General features: G+C 38.8%; 15 protein-coding genes. 9 read left to right on the top strand and 6 right to left on the bottom strand.

What is annotated here, in order from left to right; translation table 11 throughout:
- Positions 1–223: 223 nt before the first annotated feature.
- Positions 224–799 (top strand): Uma2 family endonuclease, encoded by a 576-nt coding sequence (locus ACXITR_RS08280; RefSeq protein WP_457996756.1) that lies wholly within the window; start codon positions 224–226, stop codon positions 797–799.
- Positions 800–1,034: 235 nt separating this feature from the next.
- Positions 1,035–1,646, top strand: coding sequence for a signal peptidase I (gene lepB, locus ACXITR_RS08285; protein WP_457996757.1), 612 nt, complete (start codon positions 1,035–1,037; stop codon positions 1,644–1,646).
- 35 nt (positions 1,647–1,681) lie between these two features.
- Here the strand turns inward: lepB and ACXITR_RS08290 are convergent, their stop codons facing one another.
- Positions 1,682–2,836 carry a hypothetical protein gene (locus ACXITR_RS08290; RefSeq protein WP_457996758.1) on the bottom strand — a complete coding sequence of 385 codons (1,155 nt, stop codon included), beginning with the start codon at positions 2,834–2,836 and terminating at the stop codon, positions 1,682–1,684.
- Between the two features lie 293 nt (positions 2,837–3,129).
- On the opposite strand from ACXITR_RS08290, the gene ACXITR_RS08295 reads away from it, so the two are divergent.
- Positions 3,130–3,999, top strand: coding sequence for a tetratricopeptide repeat protein (locus tag ACXITR_RS08295; protein WP_457996759.1), 870 nt, complete (start codon positions 3,130–3,132; stop codon positions 3,997–3,999).
- A gap of 11 nt (positions 4,000–4,010) precedes the next feature.
- Here ACXITR_RS08295 and nrtS read toward each other — a convergent pair whose 3' ends face one another.
- Positions 4,011–4,292, bottom strand: a complete 282-nt coding sequence (gene nrtS, locus ACXITR_RS08300) for a nitrate/nitrite transporter NrtS (RefSeq protein ID WP_457996760.1) — start codon at positions 4,290–4,292, stop codon at positions 4,011–4,013.
- A 28-nt stretch (positions 4,293–4,320) separates the two neighbouring features.
- Between nrtS and thrB the strand changes: the two genes are divergently transcribed.
- Together thrB and ACXITR_RS08310 are read left to right on the top strand one after the other, a co-directional pair.
- The gene (gene thrB, locus ACXITR_RS08305) at positions 4,321–5,238 is read left to right on the top strand and encodes a homoserine kinase (protein WP_457996761.1); all 918 of its coding nucleotides are present in this window, start codon (positions 4,321–4,323) and stop codon (positions 5,236–5,238) included.
- Positions 5,239–5,409: 171 nt separating this feature from the next.
- Positions 5,410–7,005, top strand: a complete 1,596-nt coding sequence (locus tag ACXITR_RS08310) for a peptide chain release factor 3 (RefSeq protein ID WP_457996762.1) — start codon at positions 5,410–5,412, stop codon at positions 7,003–7,005.
- Positions 7,006–7,064: 59 nt separating this feature from the next.
- Here ACXITR_RS08310 and ACXITR_RS08315 read toward each other — a convergent pair whose 3' ends face one another.
- The 3 genes from ACXITR_RS08315 to ACXITR_RS08325 form a co-directional block, all read right to left on the bottom strand.
- Positions 7,065–7,979 (bottom strand): Npun_R2821/Npun_R2822 family protein, encoded by a 915-nt coding sequence (locus ACXITR_RS08315; protein ID WP_457996763.1) that lies wholly within the window; start codon positions 7,977–7,979, stop codon positions 7,065–7,067.
- Positions 7,980–8,263: 284 nt separating this feature from the next.
- Positions 8,264–8,530 (bottom strand): TM2 domain-containing protein, encoded by a 267-nt coding sequence (locus ACXITR_RS08320; RefSeq protein WP_457996764.1) that lies wholly within the window; start codon positions 8,528–8,530, stop codon positions 8,264–8,266.
- A 33-nt stretch (positions 8,531–8,563) separates the two neighbouring features.
- Positions 8,564–9,043: a DUF2752 domain-containing protein gene (locus ACXITR_RS08325; protein ID WP_457996765.1), complete on the bottom strand. Its 480-nt coding sequence runs from the start codon at positions 9,041–9,043 to the stop codon at positions 8,564–8,566.
- Between the two features lie 440 nt (positions 9,044–9,483).
- Here ACXITR_RS08325 and ACXITR_RS08330 point away from each other — a divergent pair, with 440 nt between their 5' ends.
- From ACXITR_RS08330 to ACXITR_RS08345, 4 genes are all read left to right on the top strand, one after another.
- Positions 9,484–10,788, top strand: a complete 1,305-nt coding sequence (locus ACXITR_RS08330) for a CmpA/NrtA family ABC transporter substrate-binding protein (protein WP_457996766.1) — start codon at positions 9,484–9,486, stop codon at positions 10,786–10,788.
- Positions 10,789–10,903: 115 nt separating this feature from the next.
- The gene (gene ntrB, locus ACXITR_RS08335) at positions 10,904–11,743 is read left to right on the top strand and encodes a nitrate ABC transporter permease (RefSeq protein WP_457996767.1); all 840 of its coding nucleotides are present in this window, start codon (positions 10,904–10,906) and stop codon (positions 11,741–11,743) included.
- Between the two features lie 142 nt (positions 11,744–11,885).
- Complete coding sequence (locus ACXITR_RS08340) at positions 11,886–13,886, top strand: nitrate ABC transporter ATP-binding protein (RefSeq protein WP_457996768.1); 2,001 nt, start codon at positions 11,886–11,888, stop codon at positions 13,884–13,886.
- A 122-nt stretch (positions 13,887–14,008) separates the two neighbouring features.
- Positions 14,009–15,010 carry a nitrate ABC transporter ATP-binding protein gene (locus tag ACXITR_RS08345; RefSeq protein ID WP_457996769.1) on the top strand — a complete coding sequence of 334 codons (1,002 nt, stop codon included), beginning with the start codon at positions 14,009–14,011 and terminating at the stop codon, positions 15,008–15,010.
- 39 nt (positions 15,011–15,049) lie between these two features.
- Here ACXITR_RS08345 and ACXITR_RS08350 read toward each other — a convergent pair whose 3' ends face one another.
- On the bottom strand, positions 15,050–15,259 hold the full coding sequence (locus ACXITR_RS08350; protein WP_457996770.1) for a hypothetical protein: 210 nt from the start codon (positions 15,257–15,259) through the stop codon (positions 15,050–15,052).
- Between the last annotated feature and the right edge of the window lie 193 nt (positions 15,260–15,452).

Genomic DNA, 15,452 nt, shown 5'->3' on the forward strand with positions numbered 1-15,452 from the left:
GCACGAACGTAATGCTCACAACTTCCCCTTAGACTTAGCCTCTGCTGAAGCAGTATCTGCTCCTGTAATCAACGGTTAATTTCTAATCGGAAATTGAGTTTAACAACTAAATAATAACTAAAAAGCACTCTCCTTAATTGGGGGGTGTTTTTTGCTGTTTGTGTGAAAATGTTATCATACTGGCAAGGTATCATAATTTACGATCGCACGGAGAGAGATAATAATGACCGCTTATACTATTAACTTCGATGTAGTTTCTCACATTGATGATGAAAAATTCTATCAACTTTGTCGTCATAATCCTGAACTAACCTTAGAAAGAAATCAAAAAGGAGAAATAATTATTGTGTCACCAACGGGGGGAGAAACTGGCAAAAATAATGCAGAATTAAATGCAGACTTTGTTATTTGGAATCGTCAAAAAAAATTAGGATATATATTTGATTCTTCCACTTGTTTTAAGTTACCCAAAGGAGGTAATCGCTCCCCTGATGTGGCTTATATTAGCAAGGAAAGATGGGATAATTTAACATTAGAAGAAAGAATAAAATTTCCCCCCATTGCCCCTGATTTTGTCTTAGAGTTAATGTCAAAAACGGACTCTTTAAAGACACTTCAAGAGAAAATGGAAGAGTATATGGACAATGGAGTTAAGTTAGGATGGTTAATAAATCCTGATAAAAAAGAAGTCGAAATATATCGTCAAGGGCAAGAAAAAGAAATTTTGAATAATCCAAAAACCATCTCAGGAGAAAATATTTTGCCTGATTTTAACCTAGAATTAAATCTTATATGGTAGGTCTTAACTAAAAAATCTCATATAAATCCTCATCTTTTTCAGGAGGGCTTTTCTATAGTTTAAATACAATCCTGAAGAACACTAAATATGAAAATTTACCTAGATCTTCCCCAATTCTCTAAACTTTTATGCTAAATAATATAGAATGAAACCATCAAAAACTATTTAAAATTCCCCAAACCAAAAAACTCTAAGTTACACTAAGAGATGCAATACCTTTTCCGCTATTTGAAATATGAGCGCTCAATCACCAAAACCAGAAACCAAAAAAGCTATTAAAAAAGAAGAAAATCCCATTGTAGAAATAGTCAAAACAGTGGTTATGGCTGGTATTCTATCCTTTGGTATTCGTACCTTTGTTGCCGAAGCAAGATATATTCCTTCCTCCTCCATGGAACCCACATTACAAATTAACGATAGATTAATCATTGAAAAAATGACCTTTCGTTTTCGTCCACCAGAAAGGGGAGAAATCATTGTTTTTGAAGCTACCGAAGCCATTCAAGAATTGGGATGGAATGGTGCTTTTATTAAAAGAGTCATTGGTTTACCGGGAGATGAGGTGATAGTAAGAAATGGTGATGTAACAGTTAATGGTCAAGTTTTAAAAGAGCCTTATATCCAAGATGCCCCTAAGTATGATTGGGGGCCAGTGATAGTTCCTGAAAATAGTTATCTAGTATTGGGAGACAACCGTAATAATAGCTCTGATTCTCATATTTGGGGATTTGTACCCCATGAAAATATTATCGGTAGGGCAACGGTGCGTTTTTGGCCTTTCAACCGTCTTGGGGGTATCGATGAAAATTCGGCCCTTGCGGATACTCTCATAGAATCAGCCCAATAATACTTGGGTAAATGGTGGTACTACTTTCGGGGGTTTCACTCATTCCCATTTTGTTGACTCTGACTTTGTGATGCCCCACAGTTTGTGCAATAGGATAGATGTTTATAGGTTAACTGTCCGCAGTTATGACACTCTTGATATTGATAGTAACCGCAGTGGGGGCAATAAAGACTACCTGGGGGCAGTTTTCTTGTGCAACGTAAACATTGTGATTTTTGAATTCTTTTAGTTGCTTGGTTGTTGGTGTTGAAAATTACTTTTTGGCTCAATTTTATTAGGGCAAAGGTAATCAGGGGAATAATAAAGATATATAGGTAACTTAGGACAAATAATAAGCCTGTAAATAATACCGCTACTATGTCTGTCAAGATAGATAGTAAGACACCGACTTGCAAAAACTGGAATATCTTGATTACTAAGGGAATCGCAAATATTACTAATAAATGCCATGTTATTAAGGCCAGTTGCCCATTGCTATCTCTATCTGCTTTGATGTGTAGCCAAGTTGCGATCACAATTAGGGGAGCTAAAAAGAGAACTTGGAAAATAATTTGAATGCTAGGATACCAAAAGGAAGCCCTCTCAAAACTACTTTCTACCCGACTAAATTCCCCATCAGAATCAAGAAAAACAAAAAATTGTTCCACAGGATTTAAAGCAAAAATTTCTTCCTTAAGGGTGCTTATCTCTCCATTTAAAGTGGCAATTTGGGCATTATTTTGGTCTAAAGTTTCCTTTGCCTCCCTTGCCCGTAACTCATTGATGGATAATTCTCCCGGTTGCCCCGCAATTTCTTCTAATAGACTAGAATCATACTGCTCTCTAATCCTGACATTTTCAGCTTGAATGGTAGCGATGGTATTTTCTTTTTCCGTAATACGACTAGCCCTAGTGGTAAATTCAGGAATTCTTGTGCCATCAAAAGATGAAGCATAGTCATAACAAACGGGGGAAACACTTCCTAAATGTCCGTTTTCTAAGTTTTGATAATTTTCCCTCAATGATAAATCGGAATTATAGAGATAACTATGAACCGTATCTGTCAAAATGGTATATTTTTTATTTTCACTAAGATCATTTCGATACCCTTGCCATCGAGAATAACAAGGATGACTACTAGAAGGGCTAATATACCAATTACCAATATCATCTAAACCAATGAAAACATTACTAAGGATAAATAAATCCATAATAATGATCAATATTAGACTGACTTTGTTGATGGGTTCGTTATCAATCTTTCTTGATTTTCTAAAAAAAATACGAATAAATCTCTTTAATTTTTGCCACATATATTTATTTAAAGGGGGATAGTAGGGATTAAATGGAGAAAATGCTGTTAAATTAACTCTAAGGTTTAGGGATGGAAAAAGCTCTTGCTTGACTTATAGTTTTACATTTTTGTGATGAATGTATTTATTATCCTAATTTGATTGCTAAAATTAAGGCGATATGTAATTTTAATTTGCAAAATTTAATAAAAGTGTTATATCGTCATTGGTTATTGTCTGTTTTAGTAATGTTAGGGGTAACTTTCAACCCTGCTAGGGTAAAGGCTCAAGCGGTAATTCCCTACACCCCTGATGTAAATTCTGAGGTGTTAGCCCCCTATGGCTCTCAGTTATTGCAGGATGCGGTGCAATTAATTCGTTTTCGAGAGTATGATTTAGCTTTATCGAGGGCAAAATTGGCGGCTCGTTTAGTGCCAAATCAGTATGAAACTTGGTTTATCTTAGGCACTTTACATCTTCAACAAAGAAACAATCAGGCGGGGGTTGATGCTTTTGTGAGGGCGAGAGAATTAGCCCCTGATGAGCCAGAGGTTTTATTTGCTTTGGGTAATTCTTATTTTCAGGTGGGGGATTATCAATCTGCGGTGGATACTCTACGCGCTGGGTTAGCCCTTGATGGTAATGGTAGTGCTCAGGTATTTTTTGACCTTGGTAATTCTTATTTACAGTTGCAACAGTTCCCTAGTGCGATCGCATCTTATCAAAAATCATTTGATCTTGATGAGGAATTTTGGCCAGCTATTAATAATATCGGTTTGGCAGAATATGAAAAAGGAAATAAGGACAGGGCGATCGCCCTTTGGCGTGATACCATGGCGATGGATGAATCTCAAGCAGAGCCTATTCTTGCCATTGCCGTTGCTTTGTACCATCAAGGGAAACAAAGTGAAGCCATTCGTATGGCAACTCAAGCCTTAAAGTTAGACGGAAAATACGGCAATTTTGACTATTTAATTCTCAATTTATGGGGAGATAATCTGATGGCTGATACTAGGGTATTTTTTGCTAATCCTACGGTTAAAAGGATAGTAGAAGATAATTTAGTACCTTTTGAAGAATAATCTTTTTTCTTTTAACGGTTAATAGTTAATTCCTCAACATGGGACATATTATTGTCCTCTGACTTGCTTTTTTTTGCCACAGACCATTGCCCGTGGATACTAACAAAATAGGGTACAGAATAGCTTATAATGCCACTCAACCAACGTTGGGGGGTCATTTTTCCTTGGGTTAATGCCGTACCATGGTTAATGATAAATATAGCCGTACCAACAAATAAAGCCACTTTAAAACCCTTTTTTGCATATTTGGGGGTAACTAAATATTGCCCATAACTGGTTAAACTATTATTCATCAGTGAAGAAAAAATTATATTTTTATAGATGACTAAAAGTAATTCTATGGTAATTAGAGTACCCGGCACCACCGCAAATATCGGTCCTGGGTTCGATTGTTTAGGCGCCGCACTCAGTATTTATAATGAATTTGAGTTTACCCGAAGCTCAGAAGCCACTACTTTCGAGGTGTCTGGGGTGGAAGGAGAAAAAATCAGCCTTGGGGAAGATAATTTGTTATACCAGTCTTTTGTCAAGGTTTACCAACATATCGGCGAGGAAATTCCTAAGGTTAAGATCAAAATAAACGTAGGTGTACCCATGGCTAGGGGTTTAGGAAGCTCTGCCACGGCCATTGTGGGAGGACTATTGGGGGCTAATTATTTCGCTAATAATCCTTTATCCTCTCAGGAGTTGATGAACTTGGCGATCGCCATTGAGGGGCATCCTGATAATGTAATACCTGCTTTTATGGGTAACTGCATCCTTTCTGTGGGCAGTGGTGATAATTGGCATTTTGTACCTATTCCCGTCAATAGTGACATCGCTTTTGTGTTAGGGATTCCCAATTTTGAATTATCCACCGAAGAAGCAAGGGGAGTATTACCAAAACAATTAAGTTATGGGGATTCTGTATTTAATATCGCCCATCTAGGCTTACTCTTAAGGGGTTTGGAAACGGGTAACGGTGAATGGTTATCGGAAGCTCTACAGGATAAATTACACCAACCCTATCGCCGTAGTTTAATCAAGGGTTATGATGGAGTAGAACAAGCAGTATTAAGCCATCAAGGCTATGGTATGGTGATTAGTGGGGCAGGTCCTACCCTGTTGGGTTTATGTCCTAGGGGGGAGTCTCAGAATGTGGCTGATGCCATGGAAAAGGCTTGGTTACAGGTCGGAGTTCAGGCTACGGTGCGATCGCTTTCCATTGATACTAAAGGAGCGGAATTAATTGATAATTGATAATTGATAATTGATAATTAATTTTTGGTATTGCTTAACCACGGTATGAATAAATCAGTATTTGAGATACTATCACTATTGCCTATTCCCCACCTAAACAAGAAATCATACCTAAAATCAACAACGTCTAATTTTTAAGGTTTTTTATAATAAATTTATAGATAAAAATATATGGCTTTAACCATTGAACAAGAATTATTAAAAGCGGTGAGTAAGCGTCGTAATTTTGCGATTATTTCTCACCCTGATGCTGGTAAAACCACCCTGACAGAGAAACTGTTGCTTTATGGGGGTGCTATCCATGAAGCAGGGGCGGTAAAGGCAAAACGAGAGCAAAGAAAAGTGACATCGGACTGGATGGAGATGGAAAAACAAAGGGGAATTTCCATTACCTCGACGGTATTACAGTTTGCCTACCATGATTATCAAATTAATCTTTTAGATACCCCCGGACACCAAGATTTTAGTGAAGATACTTATCGCACCCTAGCGGCGGCGGATAATGCGGTGATGTTGATTGATGCGGCGAAGGGTTTAGAGCCTCAAACCCGTAAATTATTTGAAGTTTGTAAGTTGCGATCGCTCCCTATCTTTACATTTGTTAATAAAATGGATCGCCCGGGTCGTGAACCCCTAGAATTATTGGATGAAATTGAACAGGAATTAGGTTTAAAGACTTTTGCTGTCAATTATCCTGTAGGTATGGGAAATTACTTTAAAGGGGTATATAGCCGTCGCCAAAAGGCTTATCATCTGTTTGATAGAGTCGTCCATGGGAAAGATGAAGCCCCAGAAATGATTATTCCTGATGGAGATAAAAGTATCAAAGATTATCTGGAAGCTGATTTATATGAGCAAACCCTTGAGGAGTTGGAGTTAGTTAGTGAAGCGGGTTCGGACTTTGACTTGGAAGCCATCCACGCAGGAAAAATGACCCCCGTATTTTTTGGTAGTGCCATGACTAACTTTGGGGTACGTTTATTCCTCGATGCTTTTTTAGAATATGCCCTGCCCCCTACCCCCAGAAATTCTACTTTAGGGGAATTAGAGCCTACTTATCCCGATTTTAGTGGTTTTGTATTCAAATTACAGGCAAATATGGACGCTAGGCACCGAGACAGGGTAGCTTTTGTGAGGGTATGTACAGGGAAGTTTGAAAAGGATATGTCGGTAAACCATGCACGCACGGGCAAAAGTATCCGTCTTTCTCGTCCACAAAAACTGTTCGCCCAAGGGAGAGAGTCCATTGAAGAGGCCTATCCGGGGGATGTCATTGGCTTGAATAACCCGGGGATGTTTGCCATCGGAGATACTATCTATTTGGGTAAAAAAATTGAGTACGATAAAATACCTAGTTTTTCCCCTGAGTTATTCGCCTATCTCAAAAATCCTAATCCTTCTAAGTTTAAGCAATTTCAAAAAGGAGTACAGGAGTTGCAAGAGGAAGGCGCTGTACAAATTATGTATTCTAAGGATGAATTTATCCGAGATCCTATTTTGGCGGCGGTGGGTCAGTTACAATTTGAAGTGGTGCAACATCGCCTTTTAAATGAGTATAATGTGGACTCGAAACTTGAGCCGATGCCCTATGGTGCTGCCCGTTGGGTTGTGGATGGTTGGGAAGCCCTCGAAAAGGTGGGTCGTTTATTTAATACTATGGTGGTTAAGGATGCTTTAGATCGTCCTGTATTATTATTTAAGAATGATTGGAATATTAATCAGGTTCAAGGGGATCATCCTGATTTACGTTTAAGTGCGATCGCCTAGTAAATCTTTACTATAAAATTCCCATTCCCCAGTAATTAGCTGGGGTTTTTTTATGGTTTTTAAGGGCGATCGCCTCGAAGAACACTTTTTACCTTATTCTTAAATAATTGCCAATAATCTTTTTTCTGAGTTTCCACAGAAACAGGTTTTTCTTCCCCTAGATAACGGTAATATTCCCACAATTCCCCATAAGCCCCCTTGCCCCCGATGGAAACCCCTGCCCAATGAACATATTTTAACCGTTGTCCTTGGTCATAAAGTATATAATCTTTCTCCTCAAAATGGGGTGAACCTGCCCAATTTCCCGGCTCATTATCCTTTAATTTGACTAAATTTAACCTTTTTTTAGTAGTTTTTAAAATCAAATAATTTAAAATAGGTTGGTCTGTCGTTTTTTGAGAAAAATCAAAATATTCTCGATGATTAGCACATTCTGCTAATAGTTGATAAAGTTCATCCTCCGTAAAAATACCTTTTTTAGAAGCCCAAAAACCGCTATTAAATACATCCTCTAATTGTTGAGGAGAAAAAATATTTTGTTCTAATACCATGGGGGAAAATATATCATTGAGCTTTCTACCTTTAAAGTGATAATCGCAGTTTAAAAAATCGTACTCCTGCAAATACTTTAAATTGTCAATAATTTTTTCAAAAACCACAATATCAGTATCAATATACAAAAATTCATCCAAAGGGCCAAACCACTGCACCAGCTTACGCATTTTATTGGGTAATGCTAAAAAATCACGATCAAAAATACTTGCAATTTTGGTAGTAAAATTATCAACAAAGTCTAAATCTGGAAATAATTTAACCCCATGGCGTTCTTTTAAAACTTTTGCCACTTCTTGATATTTATCATCAAAAGGAATCAAAAAAATATTAGTTTCTTTGTCATATAATCTAATACTATTAAGTAAAGCTATACTATTATTAATTACCTTATCGTTAGCTACAATATAAATTCCTTTCATATAAACCTAAATAAATTATTAGAATATTTGACAATGGATCAATTATATTATTACTTTTTATATAAAAAAAGACCCCAGTAATTATCTGAGGTAGATTTTTATTTATTTTTATTTCTCAATAAAAAGTACACAATTAAACATATCTGGACAGGTAAAAGGACAACATAAGACTTTATAAAAGGAGAGGAAATATCTAAACTAGAAAAAAATATTAGATAACCACCACCACAGATAAAAAGAAAAAGTTTTGTCCTAATACTATTAATTTTTAAACTTTTCATTTACTAAAACCAAGGTTGTTTACCGTTGAGGTACAGATTATAAAATTCCTCGTCAGTTTTCATTAAATAAATTACCCCCTCTACAATACCAATAATTGATGTTATGGCGGCACCAAAACCACAGGTAAGCAAAGTAACTAAGAGTAAAATAATTCCTTCTTGATTGTAACCAAGGATAAATTTATGTATTCCAAAAGAACCTAAAAGAATGGCACAAATACCAGCGGCCATCTTTTTACTTTGAGCTTCCGATGCGTTAAATTCACTCATTATTTTCTTCCTAATATTGATAGATTTTTACTATTATTTATAAAGCAGATTTGCTAAAGGAGATGAGAAAAAACTTTCTGTCAACTCTCCCGTACTATAAAGAAAGACAAGTTTACTCAAATAATAGATCAAAATTGAAAATAAAATCAAGTATTGTAACTTTTTGTTTTGTGCTAATTTTAGATAGAAGGATTTGAGCTTTTTTTTAGTTAAAATTTCTAACAATAGATGAAGGGAAGAAATAATAAAAGCAATAAATAATAAAGGACCAAATAAATGATGATAAAACGAATCCCAAATACTGCCATGGGCCATGGCTAGAAATGATCTTGTTAGTCCGCATCCCGGGCAAGGAATACCCGTAAAAGCCAGTATGATGCAAGAAAAGGGAGATTCTTGTTCAGTAATATTGAGTAGGTATGACGCAATAATAGTCGAGCTTAGGATAAATAGAATGAGCGATCGCCCATAGAGACCACTCCGAGAAATGGGGATTGTGGTGAAACGAAACATTAAAATTAACTTATTATTTTGGACAATATTTTAATCATGATTTTTACACCATAGGTTAACACCTCAATATTGTAGTAAATATTTAAAATTTTATAAAGAATTTTATTTTAGAAACAGCGAAAATTGAGTTTATTTAAAGCCAAATATTCTTAAACTAAAACGCTAACCATTTTAATAGATACTAGATAAATCAAAAAGTAGAATTATCAAGAGCTACATAGTACAAGGGTCAAAAAACACCCAAAAATTACTATTCCCAACGGTGTCTGCTTAATTCTCCATTAACATAACGCCCCTAGGTTATGCACTTTTGTCATCTTATCTTAGCATTTAACTCATATAAAACTGCATACGGTAACAACGGATACCGAGAAATAATTGTAAAGAAAATATAAATTTAATAACGATTTAATTAATATCTCTTAACTTAGCGAACAAAAATGAGTAGATTATCCCGCAGAAAATTCCTCGTAACCAGTGGTTTAACCGCCGTAGGAGCAGCAATATTACATGGTTGCGGTGCAGACAATGGCACAACCACCGTCGAACAAGTAGAAACCATTGACATGGGAGATAATGCTCCCGAAACCACTTCTGCCAAGTTTGGTTTTATCGCCCTTACCGATGCTTCTCCCTTGATTATTGCCCTTGAAAAAGGAATTTTTGCTAAATATGGCATGACCGATGTAGAGGTATTAAAACAAGCCTCTTGGCCCGTCACTAGGGATAATATTGAATTAGGTTCGGCGGGTGGTGGTATTGATGGCGCCCATATTTTAACCCCCATGCCCTATCAAATGACCTTGGGTACTACCACAAATCAACCTGTACCCATGTATATTTTGGCTCGTCTTAATACCAATGGTCAAGCAATTTCTGTAAGTAATGCTTTCCCTGACATCGGTTTACAAACCCCAGATAAACTACAAGAAGCAGTAGCTCAAGCCAATGCAGACGGTAGAGACTTTACTGCCGCCATGACTTTCCCCGGGGGGACTCATGATTTATGGATGCGTTATTGGTTATCTGCCAATGGTATTAATCCTAATAGCGATGCCTCCGTGGTACCTGTACCCCCTCCACAAATGGTGGCAAATATGAGAACTAACACCATGGATACTTTCTGTGTGGGAGAGCCTTGGAATGCTCAGTTAGTAGGGCAAGGGGAAGGATATTCTGCTCTAGTTACAGGGGAATTATGGAATGATCATCCAGAAAAAGCCTTTGCCATGCGTAAAGATTGGGTAGATCAAAATCCTAAAGCAACCCGTGCTTTATTGATGGCGGTTTTAGAAGCTCAACAATGGTGCGATCGCCCCGAAAACGTTGAGGAAATGTGTCAAATCGTATCCCAAAACAAATGGTTTAGAGTACCCTTTGAAGACATCGTCGAAAGATCTAAAGGAAACATCGACTTTGGTACTGGTAGAGTTGAAGAAAACTTTGAATATGCCATGAAATTTTGGCGTGATGACGCTTCCTACCCCTTCAAGAGCCATGATTTATGGTTTTTGACCGAAAATATTCGTTGGGGTTATATTCCCGCCGATACGGACACCCAAGCCCTTGTGGATGAAGTCAACAGAGAAGATCTGTGGAGAGAAGCAGCCGAAGCCATCGGGACCCCCGCAGATCAAATTCCCAGTAGTCCTTCTAGGGGGGTAGAAACCTTTTTTGATGGTACGACCTTCGATCCAGAAGATCCCCAAGCCTACCTAGATGGTCTTGAATTTAAGAGCATCTAATCCAATGGTTTTAAGTGTTAGGAAATCTCTTTTATGGGAGGATTTAACCATTTATAAAGGTTAGTTAACCCCTCTTAATTATCAACTATCAATTATTCATTATCAATTAATTATCATGGTTGCGCAAACAGGCTCACTCAAAAAAAAGAACCCTATCCAGTCCATCATAAAAGCTATATTTAAATCCCCTGAAAAAATTATTGCCCCCATCGTTGCCCTAATTATCTTATTGGTCATTTGGCAAATTGCAGCTTCCCCCCAAGATGTCTCCTTACCTACTCCCATAAAAGTCATTCAAGATACTTGGGATCCCTATATCATTGACCCTTTCTTTGATAACGGCGGTGTGGATAAAGGACTATTTTGGCAAATTCTCGCTAGTTTAAGACGGGTTGCCATTGGTTTTTCTCTTTCCGCAGTGGTGGGCATTTCCCTCGGAATTTTAATTGGTAGTAATAAACTATTTTTCTCTGCCCTCGACCCCATTTTTCAGGTACTCAGAACCATTCCTCCCCTTGCGTGGTTGCCTATTTCCCTCGCTGCCATGCGTCAGGCTGACCCCAGTGCTATCTTTGTAATTTTTATCACTGCTATTTGGCCCATCATTATTAATACCACCGTAGGAGTACAACAAATTCCCCAAGATTATCGTAACGTTTCTAGGGTATTGCATCTATCTAAAATTACATTCTTTTTCAATATCCTTATCCCTTCTACCCTTCCTTATATTTTCACGGGCTTAAAAATTGGTATCGGTTTATCTTGGTTAGCAATTATTGCCGCTGAAATGTTGGTAGGTGGTGTGGGTATCGGTTTCTTTATCTGGGATGCCTACAACAGTGGTTTTATGTCCGAAATTATTATCGCCCTCATCTATGTGGGAATTATTGGTTTATTACTCGATCGCCTTGTAAGTTTTATCGCTTCCTTAGTGGTTGCCGAAGAACAAAAATAGAATTTAGGGAATGGGGAACAGGGAACGGGGAATAGTTAAATGATAATCAATCAATCAATCAACGGCTCTCTGTTTTAAATTTCTCCACTGCATATAAAAGTTTTTATTATCAATTCTCAATTATCCATTATCCATTATCACCATGTCTTCATTTATAGAAATTGATCAACTAGATAAAATATTTCCCCTCCCCGATGGTGGTAAATATATCGCCCTTAAAAACATTGATTTAAAAATCAAAAAAGGAGAATTTATCTCCCTCATCGGACATTCTGGTTGTGGAAAATCCACCCTTTTAAATATGGTGTCAGGGTTAGACCTACCTAGTAATGGGGGCGTAATCCTCGAAGGAAAAGAAATTAAAGGGCCAGGCCCCGATCGCATGGTAGTTTTTCAAAACTATTCCCTTCTACCTTGGCTAACGGTGAGACAAAATATCGCCTTGGCTGTTAATGAGGTGATGAAAGATTTATCCCCCGCCGAGAAAAAAGCCATCGTTAATCAGGCTATTACCATGGTGGGTTTACGCCATGCCGCCAACAAAAAACCCGGTCAGCTATCAGGGGGTATGAAACAGCGGGTTGCGATCGCCCGTGGTTTAGCCATCAAACCGAAAGTATTATTACTAGACGAACCATTCGGAGCCTTAGATGCCCTTACCCGAGGTAATCTACAGGAAAAATTAATGGAGATCGTGGAGCAAAACCACGTAACCACCATCATGGTAACCCACGATGTCGATGAAGCCTTGTTACTATCGGATCGGGTGGTAATGCTCACCACAGGCCCTGAAGCCCATATCGGGCAAATCCTCGAAGTACCCATCCCCCGTCCACGGCACCGCCTAGAAGTGGTAAATCACCCCAGTTACTATGCCCTACGTAACGAAATGGTGTATTTCCTCAACCAGCAAAAACGCTCTAACAAAACTAAAACCGTGGTGGGTCCTCTTACCATCGCCGCCAATGGATTGGAGAAAATCAACCTCAATTTGGGCTTTATGCCCCTCACCGACTCCGCCCCCCTCATCATTGCCAAGGAAAAAGGTTTCTTTGAGGAAGAAGGATTAAGTCAAGTTACCCTCAGCAGGGAAAAAAGCTGGAAAACTATCTGCTCTGGAGTCTCTGAAAATCGCCTGGATGGCGCTTCTATGTTAGCAGGAATGCCCCTTAGTATGACCCTTGGAGCAAGGAACAAAACCCCTGTTTCCGTGGTGACAGCCATGGTACTAAGCCGTAATGGTAACTCTATTACTTTAAGTAAAAAATTTGCTGAACAAGGGGTAAAAACCCTCGAGGATTTACAAAGGGCGATCGCCTCTACCCCCGACGCAGTCCACACCTTTGGCATGGTTCACCCCTCCTCCATGCACAACCTCATGTTACGCTACTGGCTAGCCTCTGGAGGTATTGATCCCGATCATGATGTAGCCCTCTCCGTCATTCCCCCCGCCCAGATGGTGTCGAACCTGAAAGCAGGAAACATTGATGGCTACTGTGTAGGAGAACCTTGGAACACCCATTCTGTATTAGATGATCAAGGTTATGTCATCGCCACCGACTTAGACATTTGGGCTAGTCATCCCGAAAAAGTATTAGGGGTAAAAGAAGAATGGGCAAATAAATATCCTCGTACCCACATCGCCCTAATCAAAGCTCTCATAAGAGCCTGTGAATATTGTGATGACCGCCGTAATCGTCAAGAAATCTTAGAAATCTTGGCTCGACCAGAATATATAGGAGTATCTCCAGAATATCTCAAACCAGGTTTTACCGAACCCTATCGCCGTAACCTCGAAGATGAGCCAGAAAATCTTTTCCGTTACAATCAATTTTTTGTAGATCAAGCCAACTACCCCTCCCGTTCAGAAGGACTATGGGTTCTCACTCAGTTGGCAAGATGGGGTTATATTTCCTTCCCCCGTAACTGGATTGAGGTATTAGAAAGAGTCCGTCGCCCTGACCTTTTAGGGGAGGCTTTACGGGAGTTAAATTTACCTGATTCTGCCCCCAATCGTCAAAATATAACCCTCTTTGATGGCATGGTGTTTAACCCTGATGATCCCCTTGGCTACCTTGAAAGACTCAGTATTAAGCGAGATTTTCGAGTTTCGGAAGTGCTTTTGGATCAGCCTGTCGGATAGTTTTTCCATAGTAATTCCCCTTGATAAAAGGAGGACAAGAGTAAAAATTAACAATCAACTTTTTTCTTTCTCTATTTTGGATAATAAATATTTCCAACCCATACAAATTAGGTACAAGGACAATGCAAACCGTGGCAAATTCTCAAATTAAATTATCAAAACAAGATCAAGCATTTTTAAATATTAGTAATGTTTCTAAGGTATATCCCACCGAAAAAGGTGAGTATGTAGTTTTAGATGGGGTAAATCTTCAGGTTAAACAAGGTGAATTTATCTGTTTAATTGGTCACTCTGGTTGTGGTAAATCGACTCTTTTAAATATGGTGGCAGGTTTTCATGGACCCTCTAGTGGCACTGTCACCCTCAACGATAAGACCATCACTGAGCCTGGCCCTGACCGCATGATGGTGTTTCAAAACTATTCTTTGTTACCGTGGAAGAGCGCTTACGAAAATGTTTATTTGGCGGTGGATACGGTATATGGTGATAAGTCAGACCTAGAAAAAAAAGAAATCGTTAACCATAACCTTGAAATGGTGGGTTTAACCGAGGCCGCTTCTAAAAAACCGGGGCAAATTTCAGGGGGGATGAAGCAACGGGTTGCCATTGCCCGTGCCTTAGCCATCAAACCAGAGGTATTAATTTTAGATGAACCTTTTGGGGCGCTAGATGCCATCACCAAGGAGGAGTTGCAGGAGGAGTTGTTAAAAATTTGGGCGGATAATGGTTTAACGGTGTTGATGATTACCCATGATATTGATGAAGCTCTGTTTTTAGCCGATCGCATCGTGATGATGACCAATGGGCCGAGTGCTAAGGTGGGAGAAATTATGGACATTCCTTTTGATCGCCCTCGCATTCGGGATCGTGTCACAGAAGATCCTCGTTATTATGAGTTACGCAATGAGGCTATTGATTTCTTGTATAATCGTTATGCTCATTCTGAAGATCCCAGTGATGCTGAAGAGATTGAGATGGAAGAAGAGCCTGTTAATAAGGGTAAAATTTTCGGTGCGATCGCCGGGGTTATCTTAGCAGGTATCGTGGGAGTAACCATGTGGCAATCTTTTACCAATCGCCCGGCCTCCAATTCCACCCCTACCAGTGTCGAGTCAGCCAACTAGGTTTTGATGAATAGGTGATGGGGCAAATTATTTTTCCCATTACCAACTTTGGGGCTGAAAACTATCCCCATTAAGAATGCCCACGGTTTCCCCTGTTTGGGCTAAGACAGATAATCCCATTCTACCAACTTTGGAACTGAAAACTATCCCTATGGAGGATGTCCACGCTTTCCCCATAGGAGTTTTGAGCCATGACGATCGCACCAGAAAATAAAAGAAATCTTTGGCACTACCGAAAACTTTTATCAAAAATTTTGGGTATAAAACCCCGTCATTGATGACGGCTTTAGATTTGTTGATGGTTAGTATAATGCGCTATAATAAAAATGCAGTAATGTGCGTAAGGTATTCAAGGGATTGACTTCCCTAGCTTCTTTCGTCGGGACAAATATCGCCCAAGAAAATGTAATGGTGACGCGCTTGGTAAGTTAAAGCATTGATA

This window comes from Cyanobacterium sp. (genome assembly GCF_054166785.1).

Excerpts from the sequence above, each read along its gene's own strand:
- ACXITR_RS08280 (WP_457996756.1), top strand. The coding sequence starts at position 224 with ATGACCGCTTATACTATTAACTTCGATGTAGTTTCTCACATTGATGAT.
- lepB (WP_457996757.1), top strand. The coding sequence starts at position 1,035 with ATGAGCGCTCAATCACCAAAACCAGAAACCAAAAAAGCTATTAAAAAA.
- ACXITR_RS08290 (WP_457996758.1), bottom strand. The coding sequence starts at position 2,836 with ATGGATTTATTTATCCTTAGTAATGTTTTCATTGGTTTAGATGATATT.
- nrtS (WP_457996760.1), bottom strand. The coding sequence starts at position 4,292 with ATGAATAATAGTTTAACCAGTTATGGGCAATATTTAGTTACCCCCAAA.
- thrB (WP_457996761.1), top strand. The coding sequence starts at position 4,321 with ATGACTAAAAGTAATTCTATGGTAATTAGAGTACCCGGCACCACCGCA.
- ACXITR_RS08310 (WP_457996762.1), top strand. The coding sequence starts at position 5,410 with ATGGCTTTAACCATTGAACAAGAATTATTAAAAGCGGTGAGTAAGCGT.
- ACXITR_RS08315 (WP_457996763.1), bottom strand. The coding sequence starts at position 7,979 with ATGAAAGGAATTTATATTGTAGCTAACGATAAGGTAATTAATAATAGT.
- ACXITR_RS08320 (WP_457996764.1), bottom strand. The coding sequence starts at position 8,530 with ATGAGTGAATTTAACGCATCGGAAGCTCAAAGTAAAAAGATGGCCGCT.
- ACXITR_RS08325 (WP_457996765.1), bottom strand. The coding sequence starts at position 9,043 with ATGTTTCGTTTCACCACAATCCCCATTTCTCGGAGTGGTCTCTATGGG.
- ACXITR_RS08330 (WP_457996766.1), top strand. The coding sequence starts at position 9,484 with ATGAGTAGATTATCCCGCAGAAAATTCCTCGTAACCAGTGGTTTAACC.
- ntrB (WP_457996767.1), top strand. The coding sequence starts at position 10,904 with ATGGTTGCGCAAACAGGCTCACTCAAAAAAAAGAACCCTATCCAGTCC.
- ACXITR_RS08340 (WP_457996768.1), top strand. The coding sequence starts at position 11,886 with ATGTCTTCATTTATAGAAATTGATCAACTAGATAAAATATTTCCCCTC.
- ACXITR_RS08345 (WP_457996769.1), top strand. The coding sequence starts at position 14,009 with ATGCAAACCGTGGCAAATTCTCAAATTAAATTATCAAAACAAGATCAA.